This window comes from Lysinibacillus sp. NPDC048646 (assembly GCF_050272295.1).
Taxonomy (GTDB): Bacteria; Bacillota; Bacilli; order Bacillales_A; family Planococcaceae; genus Lysinibacillus.
In genome coordinates, this window is the sequence record NZ_JBNNLZ010000002.1 from 395,651 (window position 1) to 419,290 (window position 23,640).

At 37.4% G+C, this 23,640-nt stretch carries 24 protein-coding genes; 15 read left to right on the plus strand and 9 right to left on the minus strand.

Annotated elements, in window-relative coordinates; genetic code table 11:
* The first annotated feature begins 139 nt into the window (after positions 1–139).
* The 7 genes from ACQKII_RS04235 (at position 140) to ACQKII_RS04265 (ending at position 5,930) form a co-directional block, all read left to right on the plus strand.
* On the plus strand, positions 140–1,327 hold the full coding sequence (locus ACQKII_RS04235) for an MFS transporter (RefSeq protein WP_427456631.1): 1,188 nt from the start codon (positions 140–142) through the stop codon (positions 1,325–1,327).
* Between the two features lie 160 nt (positions 1,328–1,487).
* Positions 1,488–1,922, plus strand: a complete 435-nt coding sequence (locus tag ACQKII_RS04240) for a DUF6526 family protein (RefSeq protein WP_427456633.1) — start codon at positions 1,488–1,490, stop codon at positions 1,920–1,922.
* A gap of 137 nt (positions 1,923–2,059) precedes the next feature.
* Entirely contained in the window at positions 2,060–3,364 is a 1,305-nt protein-coding gene (locus ACQKII_RS04245) for an MFS transporter (RefSeq protein ID WP_427456635.1), read from the plus strand.
* A gap of 188 nt (positions 3,365–3,552) precedes the next feature.
* Positions 3,553–4,209 (plus strand): copper amine oxidase N-terminal domain-containing protein, encoded by a 657-nt coding sequence (locus ACQKII_RS04250; protein WP_427456637.1) that lies wholly within the window; start codon positions 3,553–3,555, stop codon positions 4,207–4,209.
* Positions 4,210–4,222: 13 nt separating this feature from the next.
* On the plus strand, positions 4,223–4,471 hold the full coding sequence (locus ACQKII_RS04255) for a hypothetical protein (protein ID WP_427456639.1): 249 nt from the start codon (positions 4,223–4,225) through the stop codon (positions 4,469–4,471).
* Between the two features lie 14 nt (positions 4,472–4,485).
* Positions 4,486–5,385, plus strand: coding sequence for an FAD:protein FMN transferase (locus tag ACQKII_RS04260; RefSeq protein WP_427456641.1), 900 nt, complete (start codon positions 4,486–4,488; stop codon positions 5,383–5,385).
* A complete protein-coding gene (locus tag ACQKII_RS04265) occupies positions 5,379–5,930 on the plus strand; it encodes a ferric reductase-like transmembrane domain-containing protein (RefSeq protein ID WP_427456643.1) in 552 nt (183 codons plus the stop codon). The genes ACQKII_RS04260 and ACQKII_RS04265 overlap by 7 nt, the downstream gene beginning before the upstream one ends.
* 41 nt (positions 5,931–5,971) lie before the next feature.
* On the opposite strand, the gene ACQKII_RS04270 is transcribed toward ACQKII_RS04265, so the two are convergent.
* Complete coding sequence (locus tag ACQKII_RS04270) at positions 5,972–7,216, minus strand: sensor histidine kinase (RefSeq protein ID WP_427456645.1); 1,245 nt, start codon at positions 7,214–7,216, stop codon at positions 5,972–5,974.
* A complete protein-coding gene (locus tag ACQKII_RS04275) occupies positions 7,206–7,886 on the minus strand; it encodes a response regulator transcription factor (protein WP_427456647.1) in 681 nt (226 codons plus the stop codon). Before ACQKII_RS04275 ends, ACQKII_RS04270 begins: the two co-directional genes overlap by 11 nt.
* Positions 7,887–8,146: 260 nt before the next feature.
* Here ACQKII_RS04275 and ACQKII_RS04280 point away from each other — a divergent pair, with 260 nt between their 5' ends.
* Positions 8,147–9,028 (plus strand): DMT family transporter, encoded by an 882-nt coding sequence (locus ACQKII_RS04280; protein ID WP_427456649.1) that lies wholly within the window; start codon positions 8,147–8,149, stop codon positions 9,026–9,028.
* Between the two features lie 43 nt (positions 9,029–9,071).
* Here ACQKII_RS04280 and ACQKII_RS04285 read toward each other — a convergent pair whose 3' ends face one another.
* Positions 9,072–9,758 carry an ArsR/SmtB family transcription factor gene (locus ACQKII_RS04285; RefSeq protein WP_427456651.1) on the minus strand — a complete coding sequence of 229 codons (687 nt, stop codon included), beginning with the start codon at positions 9,756–9,758 and terminating at the stop codon, positions 9,072–9,074.
* Positions 9,759–10,160: 402 nt separating this feature from the next.
* Between ACQKII_RS04285 and ACQKII_RS04290 the strand changes: the two genes are divergently transcribed.
* On the plus strand, positions 10,161–11,222 hold the full coding sequence (locus ACQKII_RS04290) for a suppressor of fused domain protein (protein WP_427456653.1): 1,062 nt from the start codon (positions 10,161–10,163) through the stop codon (positions 11,220–11,222).
* A gap of 65 nt (positions 11,223–11,287) precedes the next feature.
* On the opposite strand, the gene thiD is transcribed toward ACQKII_RS04290, so the two are convergent.
* Positions 11,288–12,109 (minus strand): bifunctional hydroxymethylpyrimidine kinase/phosphomethylpyrimidine kinase, encoded by an 822-nt coding sequence (gene thiD, locus ACQKII_RS04295; RefSeq protein WP_427456655.1) that lies wholly within the window; start codon positions 12,107–12,109, stop codon positions 11,288–11,290.
* Position 12,110: 1 nt separating this feature from the next.
* Positions 12,111–13,337 carry a putative hydroxymethylpyrimidine transporter CytX gene (cytX, locus tag ACQKII_RS04300; RefSeq protein WP_427456657.1) on the minus strand — a complete coding sequence of 409 codons (1,227 nt, stop codon included), beginning with the start codon at positions 13,335–13,337 and terminating at the stop codon, positions 12,111–12,113.
* A gap of 148 nt (positions 13,338–13,485) precedes the next feature.
* Between cytX and ACQKII_RS04305 the strand changes: the two genes are divergently transcribed.
* A complete protein-coding gene (locus tag ACQKII_RS04305; RefSeq protein WP_427456659.1) occupies positions 13,486–13,848 on the plus strand; it encodes a hypothetical protein in 363 nt (120 codons plus the stop codon).
* Between the two features lie 70 nt (positions 13,849–13,918).
* Here the strand turns inward: ACQKII_RS04305 and ACQKII_RS04310 are convergent, their stop codons facing one another.
* The 3 genes from ACQKII_RS04310 to crcB are packed head-to-tail and all read right to left on the minus strand — an operon-like array spanning position 13,919 to position 14,997.
* A complete protein-coding gene (locus ACQKII_RS04310) occupies positions 13,919–14,266 on the minus strand; it encodes a hypothetical protein (protein WP_427456661.1) in 348 nt (115 codons plus the stop codon).
* Between the two features lie 42 nt (positions 14,267–14,308).
* A complete protein-coding gene (locus tag ACQKII_RS04315; RefSeq protein ID WP_427456662.1) occupies positions 14,309–14,638 on the minus strand; it encodes a fluoride efflux transporter FluC in 330 nt (109 codons plus the stop codon).
* Positions 14,635–14,997, minus strand: coding sequence for a fluoride efflux transporter CrcB (gene crcB, locus ACQKII_RS04320; protein ID WP_427456664.1), 363 nt, complete (start codon positions 14,995–14,997; stop codon positions 14,635–14,637). The genes ACQKII_RS04315 and crcB overlap by 4 nt, the downstream gene beginning before the upstream one ends.
* A gap of 286 nt (positions 14,998–15,283) precedes the next feature.
* Here crcB and ACQKII_RS04325 point away from each other — a divergent pair, with 286 nt between their 5' ends.
* From ACQKII_RS04325 to ACQKII_RS04340, 4 genes are all read left to right on the plus strand, one after another.
* Positions 15,284–16,081 (plus strand): hypothetical protein, encoded by a 798-nt coding sequence (locus ACQKII_RS04325; RefSeq protein ID WP_427456666.1) that lies wholly within the window; start codon positions 15,284–15,286, stop codon positions 16,079–16,081.
* 18 nt (positions 16,082–16,099) lie between these two features.
* On the plus strand, positions 16,100–17,608 hold the full coding sequence (locus tag ACQKII_RS04330) for a hypothetical protein (RefSeq protein WP_427456668.1): 1,509 nt from the start codon (positions 16,100–16,102) through the stop codon (positions 17,606–17,608).
* A 437-nt stretch (positions 17,609–18,045) separates the two neighbouring features.
* Entirely contained in the window at positions 18,046–19,788 is a 1,743-nt protein-coding gene (locus ACQKII_RS04335) for an ABC transporter ATP-binding protein (RefSeq protein WP_427456670.1), read from the plus strand.
* Positions 19,785–21,521 (plus strand): ABC transporter ATP-binding protein, encoded by a 1,737-nt coding sequence (locus ACQKII_RS04340; protein WP_427456672.1) that lies wholly within the window; start codon positions 19,785–19,787, stop codon positions 21,519–21,521. The genes ACQKII_RS04335 and ACQKII_RS04340 overlap by 4 nt, the downstream gene beginning before the upstream one ends.
* Positions 21,522–21,562: 41 nt before the next feature.
* Here ACQKII_RS04340 and ACQKII_RS04345 read toward each other — a convergent pair whose 3' ends face one another.
* The gene (locus ACQKII_RS04345) at positions 21,563–21,943 is read right to left on the minus strand and encodes a hypothetical protein (RefSeq protein WP_427456674.1); all 381 of its coding nucleotides are present in this window, start codon (positions 21,941–21,943) and stop codon (positions 21,563–21,565) included.
* A gap of 262 nt (positions 21,944–22,205) precedes the next feature.
* On the opposite strand from ACQKII_RS04345, the gene dacB reads away from it, so the two are divergent.
* Complete coding sequence (gene dacB / locus ACQKII_RS04350; protein WP_427456676.1) at positions 22,206–23,639, plus strand: D-alanyl-D-alanine carboxypeptidase/D-alanyl-D-alanine endopeptidase; 1,434 nt, start codon at positions 22,206–22,208, stop codon at positions 23,637–23,639.
* The last annotated feature ends 1 nt before the right edge of the window (position 23,640 follow it).

Consider the following 23,640-nt stretch of genomic DNA (forward strand, 5'->3'; position numbering starts at 1 on the left):
AATCGAAAGACTTCTTGTATTCTACTAAGCATTTGAGGAGAAAATATACAAGTATTGTAAGTTCGCTATGTACGAATAATTAGAATTTTGATACGATGAGTGTTATTAAATTTGAGTGTAGACAACAAGGAGAAACAGCATGTGGCGTAATCGAAATGTATGGATAATTTTATTGGGTGAATTTGTAGTAGGTCTTGGCTTATGGGCTGGGATTATAGGAAATCTTGCTTTTATGCAGGAAGTTGTGCCATCTGACTTTCATAAGTCATTAATTATTTCTATCGGTGTATTAGCAGGCTTTATAGTAGGTCCACTTGCAGGACGTATTATTGACCAAAAAAAGAAGAAAAGAGTTATACAGTGGGCGAGTATAGGACGAATCGTAAGTGTACTTTTTATGTTTGCGGCGCTTTATACAAATTCGGTCATCTGGATGATTATTTTTCTAATTACACTGCAAATAGCAGCGGCATTTTATATGCCTGCTTTACAATCGATTATTCCAATGGTTGTGAAGAACAAAGATTTACTCACATTGAATGCTTGGCAAATGAATGCTCGGACAGTTTCAAGAATTGTTGGAACGGCGGCAGCAGGATTAATGTTAAGTTATTTTGAATTGAAATGGTTATATATCATTTCACTGATTGTGTATATCATCATGTTTTTCATTACAAATGGCTTACAATTAGATGAAACAGTAAATCAGTCAATCAAGGATAAGGAACAAGGAGGCTTTAAGGAAGTGTTACCGATGCTAAAAGAGTACCCAGTAGTTTTAATGACACTTGTATTAATGTTAATACCTACTCTATTTTTAGGGTCCTTTAATCTAGTCATTATGAAAATATCGGAAATTCATGAGTCAACGACTATTTCTGGATTATTGTACACAGTAGAAGGCATCGGCTTTATGTTAGGTGCGGCAGGACTGAGATTTATTTCGGATCGAGTAAAAATTGGGACATTATTATTTGCACTTGCATTTGTTATTGGGGCAATGGAGCTCATGTTTTTATTTGCAGATGTAGCTTTCTTAGCTTTATTGACATTCGCCGTATTCGGTTTTTCTGTTGGGTGTTTTTTCCCAACAACAATGGTGATTTTTCAAAATCAAGTTCCGAAAGAGTATCATGGAAGGTTCTTTTCATTCCGCAATATGATCGATTCAGTGGTCTTTCAAATCGTTTTATTATCAACAGGTATGATGCTCGATTTTATTGGCTTAAGTGGAATGGGCCTTGTTTTCGGGATAACAAGTTTAAGTTTAACAATTTCTTTTCTACTATTTTCAAAGAAAAAGAATGTGATTATGCAAGTTCAGTAAGTGACATTTTTATTGATTCGACGAGAACACTTGTGACTTCAGTCGTGAGAGGTTCAAGAGTTAGAGTGGTGAAACTTCCACCTTACATGCAAACAGATTTATCGCTTCTTCACCTTCCATTATGTATAATACCCATATAGGTATAAAAGGAGGTGAGGGAATGAAAAATCAATCAGCAAATCATCATACACGGTATCAGCCGCTACAGCATTTTGTGTGGCTGCCACTTAGTTTTATCATGCTATTGTCTACCATTCTATACATAATTGTCACTATTATAAACGGAACATTTACAGTAGCGTTAGTTATTTTATTGGGTGCAGTGATTCTTGCAATTATTCCGGGAATGTTAGCGCGTACCTACGCACTGACACTACAGGATCGTTTAATTCGTTCAGAAGAACAATTACGTTACTATATGTTTACGAACAATAAGTTGGATGAACGTATCACAACTAAGCAACTTATTGCCCTTCGTTTTGCATCGGATGAAGAATTTGTAAAACTAGTTGAAAGAACGCTTGCAGAAAATTTATCGCCAACTGAGATAAAACAAGCGGTAAAAAAATGGAGAGCTGATCATCAACGAGTATAATCATTTTATACCTCTTTGGGTATGCGTGGATTTGAAATGGAGGAGGATTTCTTTATCCACTGCCGATTATAGTAATCGCTAGTGTTTGAAGAGGGCATTTACCACCTGTTGGAACAGGATACAAAGGAGGGGTTTTTATGAAAGATAAAAATGCGTTAGCCAGTGAGCACTACCTTCATTCAACAGATGCACAGCAAAAGTTATATAAGCGCACATTGTTTATTGTTTTAATGTCTCAAATATTTGGGGGCGCTGGGCTTGCAGCAGGTATTACGGTTGGGGCGCTGCTTGCCAAGGACATGTTAGGGGCAGAAAGTATTGCAGGTTTACCTTCCGCATTGTTTACCCTTGGTTCTGCGCTTGCAGCATTTATTGTAGGTCAACTTTCACAACGTTTTGGTAGGCGTTACGGTTTATCCTTTGGTTTTATCGCAGGTGGTATTGGTGCTATTGGTGTGATAATCGCTGCGAATTTAAATAGTATTGTGTTATTATTCTTAGCGCTCTTTGTGTATGGAGCAGGTACTTCGACAAATTTACAGGCACGTTATGCGGGAACAGATTTAGCAAATGACAAACAGCGAGCTACAGCAACAAGCATTGCGATGGTAGCCACAACATTTGGTGCAGTGGCTGGACCAAATTTAGTGACACCAATGGGCAAGGTTGCAACAGCATTAAATATGCCAGCATTGGCGGGTCCTTTCATCTTAGCGGCGGTAGCTTATATTTTAGCAGGTCTTACATTATTCATTTTTTTGCGACCAGATCCATTATTAGTGGCGAAGGCCATTGCCATCGAACAGCAAAAGCAGCAACATAAATTAGCTGAAACGACTACAGCGGTGAATAATAAAATTAATCGTATCGGTATTTTGGTAGGGGCCCTTGTATTGGTCCTGTCACATGTGATTATGGTGGCTATTATGACCATGACGCCCATCCATATGCAAGGACATGGGAGTAGTTTAAGTGCTATTGGAATGGTCATCGGCTTACATGTTGCAGCGATGTATTTACCATCTTTAGGTACAGGTTTATTAGTAGATAAGATTGGTCGAACATTTGTAGTGATTGCCTCAGGTATTATATTAGCTACAGCAGGTCTAGTAGCGACTTTTGCTCCGGGGGATTCCTTACTATGGCTAACGGTTGCCCTTGTGTTATTAGGACTAGGCTGGAATTTTGGATTGATTAGTGGGACTGCTATTATTATCGACTCGACGACTATTCACAACCGTGCCAAAACACAAGGCTCAATAGATGTATGGGTTGCGCTAGGAGGATCTGCGGGCAGCTTATTATCAGGTGTCATTGTGGCTTACTCCAGTTATGCATTTTTAGGCACAATTGGTACATATTTAGCATTACTATTAGTGCCATTAGTCATATGGGCGCGATTTAAAGCGAAAAATCAAGGCTTACAATCTATTAAGCCTTAGTGTTATTGAATTTCAGTGAAGTAGGAAGTCTATTGCTGGATACAATGCAAGAAGTTATTTCTATATACAGGTAAATCTGTATTTAGGAATAGCTTTTTTTTTTGTAAAAATTAATGAAATAGCAAAGAATTTTCAGATTTAAATCATTTTGATTTTTTAAAATGAAATGGAAGAAGGGAGTAGAGTACATGAAAAATAAGAAAAAGAGTTTAGTGACGGCACTGTTAGTAGTTGGATTATTAACGCATGGTGTCATCGTACAAGCAGATGATGACCATGATCATGATCATTCGTATAAAAAACAAGAGAAGTACAAGGATTATGACGATGATGATGATAAAAGCTATCAGTATGAAATGGACGATGATGATGATGACGAAGACTACGAATCCTATTACTTAAATGATGAGATATACGCAGAAGGGATTTGGAATATTTGGACTCGAACAGTAGTTGCAGATAAAGGCATTCTACCATTCGTAGAGTCAAAAATGGTCAATTTAAAGGTAGAAGGCACAAATAAGAAATTAGCATTTTTGGCTGTTCCAAAAGATGGACAAATTTTCGTACCAGGAAAAGCAGTGGCGCAACTTTTAGGGGCTAAGGCAACCTACTATAAAACGAGCAAAATATTAGCAATTCAATCTCAGGGTAATGAATTAATTTTCCGGGCTGGAACAAATGTTGTCTATGACAACAATGTAAAAACACCGCTACCTGCACTTGCATTTTATTTAAATGAAGACCTATATTTGCCGTTCAGTGTTATTACAAATGGCTTAGGCTATATTGTTGAATGGCAAGAAAACAGCCAAATGTTTTTATGTCAACCACTATCAAAATAGGAGTGAGAGAATCATGAAAGATCCAAAAAAAGCAAAGTGGCTATTAGGAGCGTCAGGTGTGATGTTAGCAGCAGTATTGTTAACACAAATAAACAATCCAACAGAGGCAGAGTCAGTAGATTCAAACTTTTTGCAATTGACAAAAGCAGAAAAGGAAAGTATGACGGTGAAAGAAAAAGAATTAGCGCAACTGGATTGGACAAATTTTGAAATGACGGGGCAAGCTTCAGTAAAAAGCGAGCGCAAAACAAAAAGAACCTAAAGGAGAGGATAAGGTTGGATACTCTGACACTACAGTTGATGAATACCGATTTTTATATAGCCGTTCCGAAGGGCATCCATACTACTTGGAAAGACCAAGCTGAAAAATGGCTTCAATACGTTGCAAAAGAGTGGTCTAGGTTTCAACCTAACAATGAACTATCAAAATTAAATGATTTAAAAATTGGGGAAACATTACGACTAAATGCGTCATTATATGATTGTTTACAACGGGCAAATGATTATCATCTTCGTACCAATGGTGTATTCTCACCTTATTTAAAGCTCCAGCTTGAACAGCATGGCTACAATCAATCGTTTCCATTTAAGGTGGCTAATACGAATCTCCAAGTGAATCTTATTTCAGGTAAACCACTTCAGTTCCTTGGCAATCAGCAAGTAATGAAAGTAGCACATCAGGAAATTGATTTGGGTGGCTTTGCCAAGGGCTATAGTATTGAAAGGTTGGCCGATTGGCTGGAAGATGAGATTGCTCCTGATTACGGGTTAATTGATGGTGGTGGGGATATGAAAATGTGGTCTAATAGTGAAAAAAATTGGACGATTGGTGTCGCAGATGCAAGGGATGTTGAACGGGAAATTAGCACTATTAAAATAAAAACAGGGGCCGTAGCAACATCAAATCGTATTTATAGAAGTTGGCAACAGGGAACAATAATGAAACACCATTTGTTAAATGGACGTACAGGAAGCGTGGCAAATACAGATGTAATACAAGCAACTGTTGTAACGTCCTCTTTATGCGATGCTGAAGTGGGGGCGAAGCTTTGTTTTCTATTAGATGAAGTGGAGCAGCAGCGATGGTTTTTAGAAAATCATCAGCGGAGTGCGCGTTTTATTGTAAAAGAAGGGGACGAAGGCTTTTGGACAATGACTGAGGTGAGAAAATGCTAACAACTACATGGGAATGGATTCGACTATTAGGGTTTTTAGCGTATTTTTATTTTACGATTTCTATAATATTTGGCTGCTTGCGAAAATCTTTATTTGTAAAATCACATAAAAATTTAATCTACCATATTCATATAAACGCTGGATGGCTAGGATTACTTACTGTAATAGCGCATATGCTTGTGCTTGTACTAGATAACTATGAACCCTATACTTTAATAGAAATTTTAATACCTTTTTTAGCCGATTATCAAACTATAGCATCTGGCCTTGGTACAATCGCTTTTTATTTATTTTTGATTGTGCTAATGACCTCAGATGTATGGATACGAACAATGCGTCGGTCAATATGGAAAAATATTCACTTTCTTGTATTGCCAGCTTGGTTACTCTCCCTTATTCATGGTGTCCTAATTGGGAGTGATACAGCAAATGGTTTGATCATTATTTTTTATATGGTCTCAGCAGGTTTTACTTTAGCCATTTTACTTGCAAGAACGATAGGGCATCGAAAGAAGAAGGGGACTGCACCGAATCATAATTTATAAGGAAAGCATCAGCATATCTCAAAAGAGATTAGCTGATGCTTTTATCTTGTACGAGCAGGGAATTCAATCGTAAATGTTGAGCCTTTTCCTATTTTACTTGAAACGTAAATTTTACCACTATGCTGTTCAACAATCGCTTTTGCTATAGCTAGACCTAAACCCGTTCCATTTCGTTGGCGGGCCGTATCGCTGCGGTAGAAACGTTCAAATACTAACGATAAATCATTTTCAGGAATACCGATACCGTTATCTGCTACAGCTATTTTGACTATGTGGTGATCTGTTGAAAGTGTGAGTGATATTTTTCCATCACTTGAGTAAGAAATCGCATTGTCCAACAAAATATATAGTAATTCTTGTATTTTTGTCGTATCTCCAAGTAGTTCAATATTGTCTTCGATTTGCGTGCAAAATTGAATTTCAGAAGGCATGATTTTTTGAAATTTAGTACTTGTTTTTTTAAGCAAGGTGGATAGCTGTATGACTTCTTTATGCATCGGACTTTGTAGTTGGTCGTGACGTGCTAAAAATAGTAAGTTATCCATTAGTTCTTTCATTAACGTGGCCTCGTCTTTCAAATCAACAATCAACTCTTTTCCCAAAGAGCTTAAGTTGTGAGATTCTTCAAGCTCTAATATATCCAGTGAACTATAGAAAATACTAAGAGGCGTACGCAATTCATGAGAGGCATCCGAGACAAATTTTTTCTGCTTATCAAATGACCATTGGATGGGAATCATTGCTCTGCCTGCCATATAGTAGCTAAGTAACCAAATTAATATTGTGGATATACAAGTTAACAGCACAAGCAATTGACTCACCTTTTGAAAAAAATGTTGCTGTGACGTTGTAGATTTTCCAACGAATATAAATCCCACAACCTCATCGTTATAGGAAATAGGCTTTTTTAGAAGAAGAAAATGCTGTTCTTCCCATTCGACATGATGTACTACATCTTCAGCGGGATTGTCATTGATAAAACGGTCTTCAAGTAGCGTTTTAAGCCCTTTATAGGATTCGTCACCATGGACAAAGCTATTATTTTTCGTATAGATATAATAGAAATAATTACGATTTGGATCATAGCTTAAAATCTTTTTATTGTCATCCACATACTCAAAAAAATCATGTTCTTGCTTTAAATAGAAGGACTCTAGTTCTTTTATTTGTTGGTTTTCCATTAACTTAACAAGCGAGAAATATAGGACAATTATAAAAAGTGAAAATAACAAAAAATAGAATGTTGCATACAGGTATGATAATTTTTTTCTTGTTTTATGAAACATTATTTTCCCTCAGTTTATAGCCAATGCCTCTTATATTTTGAATACGCGATTTTGCTTGGCTACCGTCTATTTTTCTTCGAACAAGCTTGACGAGTGCATCTAATGAATTATTGGGCACCTCATAATCATAACCCCATATGTAAATACATATTTGTTCTCTTGTTAATATCCTACCTTTATTTAGAAATAAATATTCTAGTAATAAAAATTCGTTTTTTGTTAAATCGATTTCCGTATTGTTGTGCAGGAAAACACGAGAATCTACATGTAATTGCAAATTATCTACTTGGATAACTTGTTCAATTACTCTATCCTTTCTTCTTAATAAAGCTCGAACTCTCGCCAAAAGCTCTTCCATTTTAAATGGTTTAACAATATAATCATCTGCTCCACTGTCTAGTCCTTTGATAATATCAGCTGTATCGTCTCTTGCTGTCAGCATTAAAATGCTACCGTTAAAGCTAGTCTGTCGTAATTGTTGACAAACCTCAAGACCACTAAGTTTGGGCATCATCCAATCTAAAATGAGTAGATCATAACTTTCAGAAAAAGTGCTGTCGAGTGCATCTTGTCCATTGCCCACATCATACACATGGTGATATTCCTTTTTTAAAATGTGAACGATATTTTTTCTTAAGCGTGCATCATCTTCGGCGAGTAATATTTTCAAAGCATTTTCCCCCTTTAAAAGTGTTCAGCATACTATACGTTTTAAAAATGATATGAAACTGAAAAAGTGTTTTCATTTGTAGAAATTATATGATACAAGATTTCTAAGGACCAGTTAAAGTTTAAAACAATCGCATCCAATATCAATTCGAAGGTTGAACAGTCATCTATTCTAGTTGTATTCCATACTTCGATAGTAGCTGTATTATTCATCATTTATAATTGTCACAGATTGTCAATAGCATAGATAGGGGGAAAAATATGAATATTTTTAAGTTTATAGCGTTATTACTGTTAACAACATTTTTAATGGGTTCATCTTTTGCCATCGTAAAATTGGGTTTACCTTATTCGTCCCCATTGTTATTAGCTGCCATACGCTTTATACTGGCTGGGGTTATCATGTCTACCATCGTTATTATTTTAAAAAGACCACACCCTACGACGAAAGAAAATTGGTTGAAAATCCTAACAATTGGTACATTTCAAACGGCTGGGGTAATGGGCTGTATTTTCTTGAGTTTACGAACAATTACTGCAAGTGAATCATCTATACTGACGTTCACTAATCCATTGCTGGTAGTTGTATTGGCAACAGTGTTTTCACAAGCTCACTATCGCTTCTATCAATGGGGAGGTGTGGTAGTAGGTTTAGTAGGTGTAATTATTACTATGGGTGCTCAAATTGAATTTAAAATTGGCATTATTTTTGGTATTCTTTCCGCTGTTTTTTGGGCGATCGCCACATTATTAGCTAAAAAATGGGGGGTGTTGTTCGATACATGGGTGTTATCTGCCTATCAAATGCTTTTTGGTGGGTTGCTGCTTTTGCTTGGTAGTTTTCTACTTGAAGAGCCATTTTTTATAGTCAATAGTCATTCAATAATAATTTTATTATGGTTGACCATCTTGTCATCAATCGTTCAATTTGCTGGCTGGTATTATCTTTTACAAAAAAGTGATCCGGGCAAAACAAGTGCTTTTTTGTTTTTAGCGCCTTTTTTCGGTGTTTTAACAGGCTGGCTATTATTAGACGAGCCATTAAAAACGTCATTATTAGTTGGTGGTCTGTTTATTATTGTTGGGATCTATCTCGTCAACCGTAATTTTACAACCGGAAAATTACTACTAAAAACTAAATGAATAACCCCAAATAGTCACGAGGATTCTATTCAAGGTTAATCAATTATAGCTCTATTTGAAAAAATTGTTTAAAGCCAATTTTTCCTTTTTCAGTCACTTTAATCGCTCGGATTGACGGTACACGAATAATCCATTCCAAATCTAAAAGACGTGTAAGTAGTCCATAGCCAAGTGCACCAGCTAAATGATGACGACGTTCGCTCCAATCTAGACATGCATGAGAAAATGAGCGACGTTTTCTTGTTAACTCTTTTAAATCAATACCAAAATCCGTAAAGAATTTTTCGCCTTCGAAAGTTACGACAAATTCTTTTTCGTTTTTTTCTAAATAACCTAAGTGGACCATTGAGTCAGTCAACTGTACGCCTAATTTTCCAGCTAAATGATCGTAGCAAGTTCTAGCATTTTGCAGTAACTTTACCTGACTCGATTGTTTTAAAGATCGTACTTCAGGGGGAGGGGAAATCGTTAGAAAGGTTTCTAAAAACTGCGCAATCTCTTCATTGGCTAGTTGGAAATAGCGATGACGACCTTGTTTTTCAACTTTAACGAGATTACCTTCTACTAACTTTGCGAGATGAAAACTAGCTGTTTGTGGTTTAATGCCTGCCAAAAAGGCCAGTTCGCTCGCTGTATGAAAACGCGCATCCATTAAACTAGTTAAAATGGTGGCTCTTGAAGCTTCACCAAGAAGAGAAGCGACTTCTGCCATATTTGGATTAATACTCATGTGTACCAGCCCTTTCTGCATTCCATATTTCGATTATAGTGGAAGTATTTATTGTTTACAATCATCAGAGAATGTAGAGAGTCGATAAATAATGAATATTACTCATATTTGACGACTAGGTCTTACTAAGAGAATACTATGTTTGCTTAATAAGCTATCATTTGAACTGTAGAACGCTACAGAAGTTTAGGATAATAAACGAATGTATTAGGTCCAAAGAAGTTTTTAAAGCACTAACGCACAATCATAATTGAAAATTGTATCAGAAAGCTTTATTCTTTTTAATAAACATATTTTGGTATCCTGCAACGTCTGTTTATTTATCGATGGACGTTTGGAATTAGCCTAAGAGGTGGGCATGTTACTGACCGTTAATGCGGGACAAGAGGGAGGAAATTGTTGTTGAACGAAATAGATAATACAACTGGCTGGGATGCTATTGATAAGATAATGGAGACAATTTACGGGGAGCAGGAGCCGAAGCATTATGGAACGCTCATTCCTTATGCACTTGGTGGGCAAGATCCATTAAATGGGATTAGTGCCTACAAGGTCGATACACCAAATCCGCATTGGCATTTTGTAACGTATGGCTTTTCGGAACTCTATGATAAGGAATCTGATAATGCTGAGGACAGTGGATATGGATTTGAATTGACGTTTCGCTTGGTCCGAAACATAGAAGAGCAAGAACCACCAGCCTGGGCACTAAATTTGTTGCAAAATATGGCTAGATATGTTTTTAACAGCGGTAATGTTTTTAGAGAGGGCGATTATTTGGATGCGAACGGTCCTATTTGTCTTGAATCTGATACCGAGCTGACCGCACTTGCCTTTGTCAATGATGCTGATGTGGCTCCAATAAATACACCGAATGGGCGAGTACAATTTTTACAAATGGTTGGAATCACTGGTGATGAACTTGAAGCTATGCAGACATGGAATACTATAGGCGTTCTTACTACATGTTTACAGTATATGCCGTCTTACATTACAGATATAGAGCGCGATACATTTCTGCGGATGCCAGTAGTTTCCGAAGCGGTGCACAAGGGAATGGCACAAGAAGGTTCAAATACTGGCTTTTTATTTGTTAGTCAGTTAGCCTGGGCTCCTGGTAAAAAAAGTTGGCTGAACAAGAAACCAGCCACACTCCAGTTGGGGGCAAAGCAAGCAGAAATTATTGGCAAAATGCTCCGTGGTCGTATCATGAAAGGTAAAACACTGAGCCTTGTAGGATCTGATGTCCGAGTTGTATTTGAACCGGGAGATAAACCAGAATGTATTCCTGGAGATGATGAAATACGTTTTGTTCTAGATAATGTGACTGCTTCAGCGTTCAGCACTAGGTTACTTCCTAAGGAAGATATTTTTGAAATCCCTACTATAAAAGGGATTACCATTCAAATTATTAAGACCCATATTACGGATAACGATGGAAATGTTGTTAAGATTATCGGTTAACTAGTGATGTATAAATTAAATAGTTTAAAAAAGAACAGCTGTATAACACAGCTGTTCTTTTCGTATCATTCAATTCTTTCGATGATGACGCCATTTTCACCCACTTCTTTAAACGCACGGTGGTCAATCGCGCCAGCAACTGTTTCAAATGGAATAGCGCGGCGAATGCCAGCAGTGACGAATTTTTTTGCTTGGATTACAGCATCTTCAACAGATAGTTCTTGAGCTAAACCAGCTGTAATTGCAGCGGAGTACGAGCATCCAGCACCGTTTGTATGAATAGTATCAACCCTTGGTGCTTCAAGTGTAAGCATTTTTGTACCATTGTACAGTACATCTATTGCGGGCCCATCTAAACGTCCACCTTTAACCAGTACATGTTGAGAACCAAGTTTGTGTAAGTCACGAACAGCATCCTGTAAATCTGCCACAGTAGTCAGCTGGCTACCCCCAAGTAAATATTCTGCCTCTGGCATATTGGGTGTAATAATTGTCGCTTGTGGTAATAGATAATCTTTTAAGGAAGCCATTGCGCCTTCTTCCATGAGTGCAGTTCCAACCTTGCCAAACATCACAGGATCAATAACGATATTTTTGACATTTGCTGTTGGTAGCCAATCTGCCATCAGCTCTATTATGTCTCTTGTGAATAGCATCCCTGTTTTTAAGGCATCGATGCCAATTTGAGAGTGGATTGTATGCAGCTGTGCTTCAATAATCTCCAATGGTTGTGTATACACGCCTTGTTTTGTTTCAGGATGTGTCGCCACAAAAGCGGTAATAGTCGATGTACCGTAAACACCCAGCTCCTGAAATGTTTTTAAATCTGCTTGAATACCAGCGCCACCACGAGCAGCAGAACCAGCGATCGTACATGCTTTCTTCATGTTAAATGTACTTCCCTTCTTTTTGAGTTGTAAATGCACGCTTAGTGACAACCGCTACATAACGAATGATAAATGAACCGACTAACACCCATAAAGTATGCCCGAGTGGCACCGTAAACGATAGTGAAACATGATATATGATGACTCCTGCAAGCCAAAGTCCCATCGCACCTGTGCTCCACTTATTATTTGCTTCAATGTTTCGACGATTTAATAAATAATAGTCTGCAAATAAAATTCCATAAAGAGGCGCAAAGACAGAGCCAATAAAGTATAAAAAGGACTCATAAGCTGCGACGCTTGCTAGTATTGCAATGACGACAGCAAGAATAGTAAAAAGTATAGATACATAACGTTCATTAATGGAAGGTACGATATTTTTAAAATTCACGCCTACCGAGTAAGAATCTAAGTATGTTGTGACAACAGTTGATAGCAATACAAGTCCTAGTGCGATAATACCTAGCCCACTTGCCATCATAATTTCGCTAATGTCTGATGAACCAACATATAGACTTCCACCAAGCCCAATAATAAACATAAATGTACTCCCGATTGCATAGCCGATAATACTCATGAGCGTACCCGAACGTTTATTTTTTACATGGCGTGTATAATCACCAATAAGGGGTAGCCAAGACAGTGACATAACAGCACTTAATTCAACGGCTGAGCTAAAAGAAATTGCTTCTAAAGTATCTACTGAGCCGATGCCCTGTCCATTTCCACCAAAAATCACATAAGCTAATAATAAAGTAAATAAAAATAAAACCGATACGGCCACAATATTGAGCTTAGAGACATTTTTTAGACCGACAAAAATCCAAATTAATAAAATCCCCCCGATTGCTAGCGCCCAAATTGGTAAAAAATCAAAACCAAATATAATTTTTGACATACCGTTTAAGGCAAGGGAGCCAGTTGCAATCATCACAGATGCCCAACCCACAAGCTGTAGCATATTTAAAATGGTTAAGACATAAGAGCCATAAGCGCCAAAGGAAATTCTTGTTGCTTCAAGTGCTGTTAAACGACTATTTGCACTAATCCATGCAGCAAGTAATAAAATAATTGCCCCAATGACATGCCCAATTAAAATGGCCTGCAAGCCTTTCGTCATGCCAAGCGGCGCGATCAGCGAACCAGTTACGATTTCTGCTAATGAAATGGAAGCACCAAACCACAGGAAAAGCTGACTAACTGTCGAAGTATTATATGTAGATTGCAAAATATACCTCCTGATTAAATTGAATATTTTACTATTTTAATAATATTTCTGGTTGTTTTGAAATAGTCAGAATGTGATGATTTTATAAGGTCAGTTTGGAGAAGAAAGGGGGAATATGAGAGAAATCAAATATTAAAGTGGTTTGGCGATGAAAGAAGTCTATAAAAACATTAATTCTAAACAAGGAATACCTGTTAGGAGAAAAAATTTAAAGGAAGCCATCCGGGATGTTAAGATAACGCCATTTTATCTTGCCAAATATACGGTGACGAAAGAATTTTATGAGATTATTATGGGAAAGAAATTGGCAATAACGAATGATGCTCGAAAACCAAAATTAAACGTTTCATGGATAGAGGCGGTGAAATTTTGCAACTTATTGTCTGATGCACTAGGTTATGATAATTACTATCATTATGATAATGATAGTAATGAAGTTGGTTGCAATTATTGGACAAATGGTTTTCGTTTACTGTTTGTGCAACTCCGTTTTTATTTATTGAAATTTTAAAGCTGTATACATAGCAATATCAATTAACAAAATAGGAGTAACAAGATTTTAGGCGTCCCTAGAGCGAAGCCTAAAACATTTGTGGTAAAAATTCATTCATAAAACGCTGATTTTTACGCAACCAAATCTTCAATATCATGCGATGCGTTAATAGTCGTTGCCTTTTATGTGGTCTGGCCTTTGCTTCCATTAAACTTTCAAGGAGAATACGAGTTTCTGTGGCAAATAACTCAGGATTAACAAGAACATCGAGCTTATAATCAATTAAGTGAGCGGCTTGTACTTGTGCTAAGAGCAGTGCAAAGCGTGAACTCATTTCGGAATAAGCTTCTTCTAATTCTAGTTCAATTAACATGTATAAAGTATGTTCAATTTCGGCTTCTAGTGCTTGCAGTTGTTCGATCGTTGGTTGTGTCAAAAAATCACCTCATAATTTAATATCTGTATAGTTGGGATGCTCTTACGCAACTAAAAATCCAAGTGTTGCGAAGAGCAGTCCAAATAAGACGGTACTACAAATGTAGCCAATTGCTTGCCAACTTTTTTTCTTTTCTATGAGCTGTAGGGCTTCAAAGCCAAATGTTGAAAAAGTTGTGTAAGCGCCTAAAAAACCGATACCACATAGTTGCCAAAGCCAATTACTTATATGTAGAGCAAATAAAAGACCGAGGGCAAAAGCACCCGATATATTAATGAAAAAAGTTGCCCAGGGATATTTACTGACGATCCATTTTCCTATATAAAATCGCGTGAGGGCACCGAAAAATCCACCAATTCCTACAAGAATCATTTCATTCGCCCCCTAGCTAGCCAGGTCCCAAGCATGGCACAAAATAAGCCACCCATAACACTCATTAAACTATAACTGATGGCTTTCACCCATTCATTATTTTCTAAGAGTAAAAGCGTTTCGACAGAAAATGTAGAAAAGGTTGTAAATGCCCCTAAAAAGCCAGTACCTATGCCCAATACGAGTGGCGTGCGATTCGCAAAAGTAGTAAAAAGCCAGGCTAAACAAAAACACCCAACTAGATTTATACTAAGTGTTGCTATTGGAAAGCTCCCTGTATTCGTGATTAAAAGACTAATACTATAACGAGAAACAGCTCCGAAAAACCCACCAATGCCAATTGCTAAAATTGTTTTCAAAGTCAAAGTCTCCTTACAAGATATATAAAAGAGTGTATCATGGTACGAAATTTATGAACATTGTTCTAGAGGTTATTTTTTCTTGTATGAAGTAATGTATCTGTTACTCCAATTATTAATTATATTCCAATAACAACATAATTATAGTAAAAATACGAATAACTATTAAAATGATACATTAAAGACTAAATTTTCAGATTTTTCTATTAATTATATTGATTATTATAAATAGGAAGGAGTAAGATATAAATATACTAATGACAAAAATTAAAGGAGGGATTTTAGTATGAAAAGAACAAAGTCAATAATAATATCATTATTTGCAGCAATGATGATACTTAATGCTTGTAACAATGATGCTAGTGAGAAAAAAGAATCAGAAGAGAAAACAATAGGTGCACTCGTTATAACAGGCGATATAGTAACGGAGCAAGGCGGTTGTGTATTAGCTAGTAGATTTTCACCTGGTGACAAAATTGTTTTTCGTAATAATGTGTTAGATGGCATTACGAGTGAGCAAGTAACAGATGCAAAAGTTCAGGTACATTTATCTACTGGCGAAAAGCTTGATATGACATATGGCAAGCACGGCGATGATAATTTCTGGGTAGTAGCTTATCCTGTTACAGAAGATACACCAACAGGAACGCTTGGCTATACAGTAACAGCTGAATATAACGATCAAAAAGGGGAATTTAAACCATTTAATGTTGCACCGTCACTTTTAACGATTGTGTCAGATGAAGTGGCGCAAGCACCAAAAGAAAAACCTGTTTCAGCAGAAGTAGATTTATCGACAGTAGAAACGAATCAGTATGTTGAAATTATTGGTAATAATTTTGATTTTCATGGCCCTAAAGGGGAGAAAACATTTTATGTAAAAGCGAGTGAGGAAGTAACACTATCTTTAAAATCTGAAGAAGGTGTGCATGAGGTAAATGTGGAAGGCTTAAACGTAAATTTAGACAAGGATGGTTCAGTAAAATTCACACCTGAAAAATCAGGAGAATTTAATATAGTATGTAGTGTTTTCTGTGGTGCTGGTCATGGAGATATGACAGCTAAATTGGTTGTTGTTCAATAAAAAAGGGGGCATGTTTTCATGAAAAGGGCGATTCAAAAGCCATGGCTTGCTATCCTCGCTTTAATTGCTAGTCTTAGTTTAGCAGCTTGTTCTGAGCAAGAAGAACAAGCTGCAGCGGAGAAACAGCATGCTACGTCTGAAGCGGCTAGTGAGAAAAAAGAGACTGTAGAAGAAAAACTACTAAACAATATCACATTATCAGCGCAACGTGGTTTTGTACGCGATGAAGTAACATTTAATGTGACGGATTTAAAAGAAAATGAACCCGTTAAATTAGTGTGGAATGCTATTGATGGGGAATATATTATCGAAGATTTATATGCTGTAATCGGTCCGGAATTTACAGAAAAAGAGATGACTTTACTAGAGGGGAAAGCTGGTGCAGATGGACAATGGTCCGGAAAGTTCAATGTACCAGAGGGCTTTGGCGGTGATTTTACATTATGGGTAAAACAAGGCGGTAAAAAAATTGGACAGGTCGGCTATACTGTAGATTCATCATTTAACATGGAGCCAAAATCTGGTCCGGTCGGTACGGAAATTACCATTAAAATGGAAGGACTCGGTTGGAGTACATATATGCGGAATTGGCAATTAACGTATGACAATAAATATACTGGACTTGTCACGGGTATAGCTACGAATGGAACAGCTGAGGCAAAAATTCGGGCTGCAGGCACTGTCGGTGATCATGCGATTCGTTTACGTACAGGCTACTTGGGGATGCAATATATTAACTATCTACAATCACCTTATCCAGATAAGCCGGCACCAGACTTTATGTTTACGATAACAGAAGGTTTCGCGCCCACAATTGCCAATCATGTGGAGAAGACGCCAGTAGCAGCCTCTGGAGGTGTTGTGATGCCAGAGCTAAAGCAAAAGCAGGGCGTAAAAGTTGAACTAAGTGTAAAAGAGGGAATCGTAGATGCACCGGTTACATTAACTTCATCTGGGCTGCCAAAAGATACAGACATTGAGCTTGTGTGGAACACGATGAAAGGCAGTCGTGTTAGCGGTAAAGGCTTTGGAGAGGAAGTATCCACGCTTGCTAAAGTCAAAACAGACAAAGAGGGTAATATAAATTATACCTTCAAAGTACCAGATGATTTAGGAGGCATTCCCCATCGAATTGATTTAGTAGATGATGGGGAAGTGTATGGGCAAACCTATCTACGTATTCTACCGTCTATCGTCGATTTCACACCGAAATCAGGTCCAGTAGGCACAAAAATCGCCATTACAATAAAAGGTGGCGGTTGGACTGAGTTTGATAACGCTTACTACTTAACATACGACAATGCTTATACAGGCTATTTATGTGCTTTTAACAGTCAGGGTAATTTAACGTTTGATGTCATCGCAACGGGGGAAGTTGGGCACCATTTAATCGACTTATACCCTGGCATTTATAAACAGCAGGAAAAGGACACTGATATGACGTTAATTCCACAGTTAACATATTCGACAGACCATCCGGGTTCAGCTATGCCAGCTATTCGGTTAGCATTTGAAGTGACAAACTAATCATAGATTTAGTAATTTACCACTTTAAAGCGTTAATTATTTCCTGGAAAACACAAAAAATAACAATCAGATTGTTGACAATTATTTCAATTATATGATAATCTTCAAGAACACTATAACAAAACGAACGAAGGAGGACATGACAATGATGATTTTACCAGTACAATACCAAAGCACAGCTGCATACATTGTCCATGTCTAACATTGTAAATTTATATTGCAATAAAAGGTATGGGTCACACCTTACCTTTTACTAGAGACACATGCTCTTTTTAGGGGTATGTGTCTTTTTTATTGCAAAAAAAGGTTGTAGTGAAAATAACAAAAGGAGTGTATGTAGTATGAGAAACTCAAACCGGAAAATGATTTTCAAAAAGGAATTGCTAGATAGTGGGTAGCAAGGCTCAACAGCAACGGAAGAAAGAAGGTTGTAACGTATGTTCGATGTTTTAAGTAAATTAAGTTGGTTTTTTAAGCAATACTGGAAACAATACTCTGTAGCTATTGTGCTATTGATAGTTGCCAGTGGGTTAGAAGTTATTCCTCCATATTTATTGGGATCCATTATTGATATTTTAACAGCTGGTGAAATGACGACAGCTATTTTAACGAAGTATATATTGATTTTCTGCGGTATCATTGTCGGGGGCTATGTGTTGAATTTTGTGTGGCAATTCCGACTATTTGAAGGTGCCATTAACTTAGAGAAAATTTTGCGCCGCAATCTGATGCAGCATTTTTTGCGGATGACGCCAACCTTTTATGAAAAAAATCGCACGGGTGATTTAATGGCACGTGCAACGAATGATTTAAATGCAGTATCGCTTACGGCGGGCTTTGGTATTATGACGCTGATTGACTCAACGATTTATATGGGCTGTATTATTTTTGCAATGGGCTATATAATTTCGTGGAAATTAACGTTTTTTGCCATGTTGCCTGTACCAATTATGGCGATTCTTATTCAATATTTAGGGAAAATTGTCCATGAACGTTATATGAAGGCCCAGGATGCTTTTGGAGAGTTAAACGATAGTGTATTGGAATCGGTGGCAGGCGTTCGAGTGGTACGTGCATATGTGCAAGAAAAAAAGGACGAAGCGGATTTTGATGCCATGAGTGAAACCGTTTATGAAAAAAATATGCATACCGCAAAAATAAACGCTTTATTTGGTCCAATTACAAAGGTTGGAACCGGGATTAGTTATGTTGTAGCACTTGGCTATGGTGCGCACTTAGTGGCGACTGAGGCTATGACAGTTGGGCAGCTAGTGACGTTTAATGTTTATCTTGGGCTAGCAGTTTGGCCAATTTTTGCTATTGGCGAACTTATTAACGTAATGCAACAAGGAAATGCTTCACTTGACCGAGTGCAGGAAACATTAAGCTATGAAGCGGATGTTCAAAATACAATGCATCCACAAGCTGTTAGGACACCCCATTCAATTGGTTTTGCTGATTTATCATTCCAATATCCGATGAGTCAGGTGAAAAATCTTCAACAAATTTCGCTATCACTGAAAAAGGGCGAAACTCTTGGAATTGTTGGTAAAACAGGGGCGGGGAAGACGACCTTCTTACGTCAATTGTTGAGAGAGTATCCAATTGGTGCGGGACAATTGTCCATTGACGGTATAGATATTACTGCTCAAACAAAGGAACAATTACTCGGTTGGATCGGCTATGTACCACAGGATCATGTTTTATTCTCACGAACGATTCGTGAAAATATTTTGTTTGGTAAAGAAGATGCAACAGAGGCAGAAATACAAAAAGCAATACATGCGGCTTATTTTGAAAAGGATTTAGCAAACTTATCGATGGGTCTTGAGACGCTTGTTGGTGAAAAGGGTGTGTCGCTTTCTGGTGGTCAAAAGCAACGGGTGTCAATTGCTCGTGCACTTATCAAAGACCCTGAAATTTTAATGTTGGATGATTCGCTTTCAGCTGTAGACGCCAAAACAGAGGCGAAAATTATTGAAAACATTCAACGTGAACGACAAAATAAAACGACAATTATTACAACACATCGTTTGTCAGGAATCCAGCACGCGGATCTTATTATTGTGCTCGATGAAGGGCAAGTTGTAGAGCAAGGTACACACGATCAACTCCTTTCTCAACAAGGCTGGTATAAAGAGCAATTCGACCGTCAGCAGCTTGAAGGAGGTGCCTCATGAGTACAAGTAAACGTTTAATAAACTATGCCATGTATTTTAAAAAGCCAATATTTCTTGGGCTGTTTTTCTTAACGATTGCCGTTTTTACTGAGCTTGTTGGGCCATTTATTGCAAAACATATCATTGATAATTATATGACAATCGGCCAACTTGACATCAAACCCATTACTTGGCTGTTAACACTTTATTTTATATTGGCAGTAGCAACAGCTATTTTGCGCTATTTTATGTATATCTATTTGCAGATGGGTGCCAACCGTGTCGTGCAAAAATTACGTAAAGACGTATTTGAACATATTCAAACATTACCGATTCAATATTTTGATAATTTGCCGGCAGGGAAAATTGTTGCTCGTGTGACGAATGATACGGAGGCTGTGCGTAATTTATATGTACAGGTGCTTTCAAATTTTGTGACAAGCTTCATATCAATTATTGGCGTGTATATCGCACTGATTATTTTAAATTGGAAAATGGCATTAATCGCATTAATTATGGTGCCAATTATTTATGTATGGATGATTTTATATCGAAAATTTGCTTCCAAGTATAATGATGTTATTCGAACGAAAATTGCCGACATTAATGCAATGATAAATGAATCGATTCAAGGGATGACTATTATTCAGGCATTCCGTCGTGAACAGCAAATGACAAAGGAATTTGATGACATGAATAATGAGCATTACGCCAATGAGCGTAAACTCTTATTCCTCGATTCGGCTACGTCCTTTAATCTTGTTAATACTTTACGACTTATCATGTTCACTATTTTCATCTTCTACTTTGGGACACAATCCATTACGACAATGGAAGTCATTTCTGCGGGTACATTGTATGCCTTTGTAGATTATTTAACAAAATTATTTAATCCGATTACGAATATCGTCAATCAATTTTCACAGCTTGAACGCTCGCTTGTTGCAGGGAAGCGCGTGTTTGAGGTGTTGGATATAAACGGTGAGCCAGTTTCTGAAGAAAGTTTACCAAGATATAAAGGGAATGTTGTTTTTGAAGATGTTTCCTTTGCTTATAAAAATGATGAGTATGTTTTGAAAAATTTAACGTTTGAGGCACATCAAGGGGAAACAATCGCTTTAGTTGGTCATACGGGATCTGGTAAAAGTTCAATCATGAACTTATTATTCCGATTCTACGATCCATCTATAGGTAAGATAACGATTGATGGTGTTGATATAACATCAGTACCTCGTCAATCGATGCGTGAGCATATGGGTATCGTGTTACAGGATCCTTATTTATTCACTGGAACAATTGCCTCCAACGTGAGCCTAAATAATCCAAAGATCTCCCATGAAAAAATTGAAGCTTCCTTAAATGCTGTTGGTGGGGAACGCGTATTAGCGAACTTGCCAAAAGGCTATGAAGAACCAGTGATTGAAAAGGGAAGTACCTTATCTTCGGGGCAGCGTCAGTTAATTTCCTTTGCACGTGCATTAGCCTTTGATCCAGCCATATTAATATTAGATGAAGCTACTTCTAATATTGATACGGAAACAGAAGAGATCATTCAGCATGCCATGGAAGTATTAAAAAAAGGGCGTACAACGTTCATTATTGCACATCGTCTTTCAACGATTAAAAATGCAGACCGCATTCTTGTGTTAAAGCGCGGAGAAATTGTGGAGCGAGGCACGCATGATGAGCTGTTAGCCCATGGTGGTATTTATGAAAAAATGTATCAAATGCAAGCAAACTCATTGAATTCATAGAAAAAGGCCCCACATTGTTGAAATGTGGGGCTTCTTCATTATTAATTAGTAGAGCATTTTACATGTTTAAAGATGTTCACCACAAATAACACTGCGGAAAATGCAACGGCAATACCACCGCCAGATACGCAAAATTCAAATAACCAGTGAGGTACATCTAAATAAACCATCATCATGCCAACTAATAGGAAAGGCAAACCAATATTATAAAACCAAAACTGTGCTTTAGCGAGTGCTGTCTCAGCTGCTTCTTTATAAAATGAATAGATTAAGCCAATGAATCCCGTTGACAGCCAACCTAGGACACCGATATGGGCATGTGTCGCCTTCCATTGAAGTTGAACTGTATAATGCATAAACAGTCCAAAAGCCAAAGCAATCGCGAAATACAGGACCGAAATTTTTATCCATCTTGCACCCAATGAAACCAACTCCTTTACCGAAAGAATTTTAGCTTGCTAATATAGTCTATTCTTGTCGAATGAAAAAATGACCTTCGATTCTAAGGAGCAATGCAAAAAGTTATTTGGAAAAACATTGTAAAATACTAATTTTTTCCGTAGAATAAAAGCGTAAAAAGTAGAAAGGGTCGATTATCTTGAGTTAGTTTATAAAGACGGTAGTAAAGAGGTAGGTAAAATAGCATAGGACAATATGGTTTGAAATCTTAATTTAGGAGGTTCTATGAAAAAGAAAAAAATAGTTTTTATGATTCTTTTTATGCTCTGTTGCTTGCAGATGACGGTTGTAGAAAAAGCATGGGCAAGTGAGCAAACGATGGCAACAAAGGTTAATCATATCATCGCGAATAATTGGAAAACGAATGAATACAGTATTACGGTACGAGAAATGGGTAGTGGGAATGTACTATACAATAAAAATGGTGAGAAAATGATTCGTCCAGCATCTACTCATAAATTATTAGTGAGTGCGGCGGCATTAGATTTACTTGGCCCAGACTACCGCTTTGTAACAAAGGCCTATATAGATGGTCCCATTGAAGGTGACGTATTGCATGGGAATGTTTATTTGCAGGGCGGAGGGGACCCTACACTATTGCCTGTCCACCTAGACTCCTTTGCCAACGGGCTAAAAAAAATGGGTATCAGGAAGATAACGGGATCGTTAATTGCGGATGATACTTGGTTTGATGATGATCGTTTATCTAAAGGAATCGTGCCACAAGATGAACCTTTGTCCTACGCATCACGTATTTCAGCATTAACAATTTCGCCAAATAATCAATATGATATTGCAACTGTGCAAGTAAAAGTCACTGGTTCAAAGGTTGGTGTGGCGGCAAGTGTTCAGCTTGCTCCGTATGCAAGTACGATTCCAATTGTTAACCAAACAAAAATTGTTAAGATTGGCTCTAAAAACACCGTGAATATCACACGAGAATATGGAACAGATCGCATAGTGGTAACGGGGAATTTACCAGCGGGGACAGAGAAAAGTACATATGTAACGGTTTATAATCCTACTTTATATACACTCGATATATTTCGGGAAAAGTTAATGGCAAAGGATATACAAAAGATGCCACTCGAAGTTGGCCAGGTGCCAGAAAATGCGCAACGTGTTGGTGTTTCCTATTCAACGCCATTAAAAGACATTAACTTTCGGTTTTTAAAACTTAGTATTAACGGTATGGGTGAAATGTTAACGAAGCAAATCGGAAGAGAAGTACTGAGTGAAGGAAGCTGGGCAGCTGGAATACAGGCCATTAGAGCATATGGTTTTGACAGCGGTCTCAATATGGATCAATGGTATTTCGAGGATGGCTCGGGTTTAAATAGTCAAAACCGTGTAAGTAGTATGCAAGAAAGCTTATTATTATATAAAGTGCGTAGTAAATCATGGTACTTTTCATATTTAGATGGATTGCCTCACGCAGGTAGAAAAGGTCAGCTTGTTGGCGCTACATTAGAAAACCGTTTAAAAGGCTATAGTGTATCAGCCAAAACGGGTTATATATCAGGTACCTATGCTTTAAGTGGATATGTTCAGGGGAAGAGTGGCAAATGGTATATATTTAGTATTTTGACACAAGCCAATAAAACATCAGCTATTGCAACCATCGACGAAATTGTGAAACAAATAGCAAACGAAATGTAAA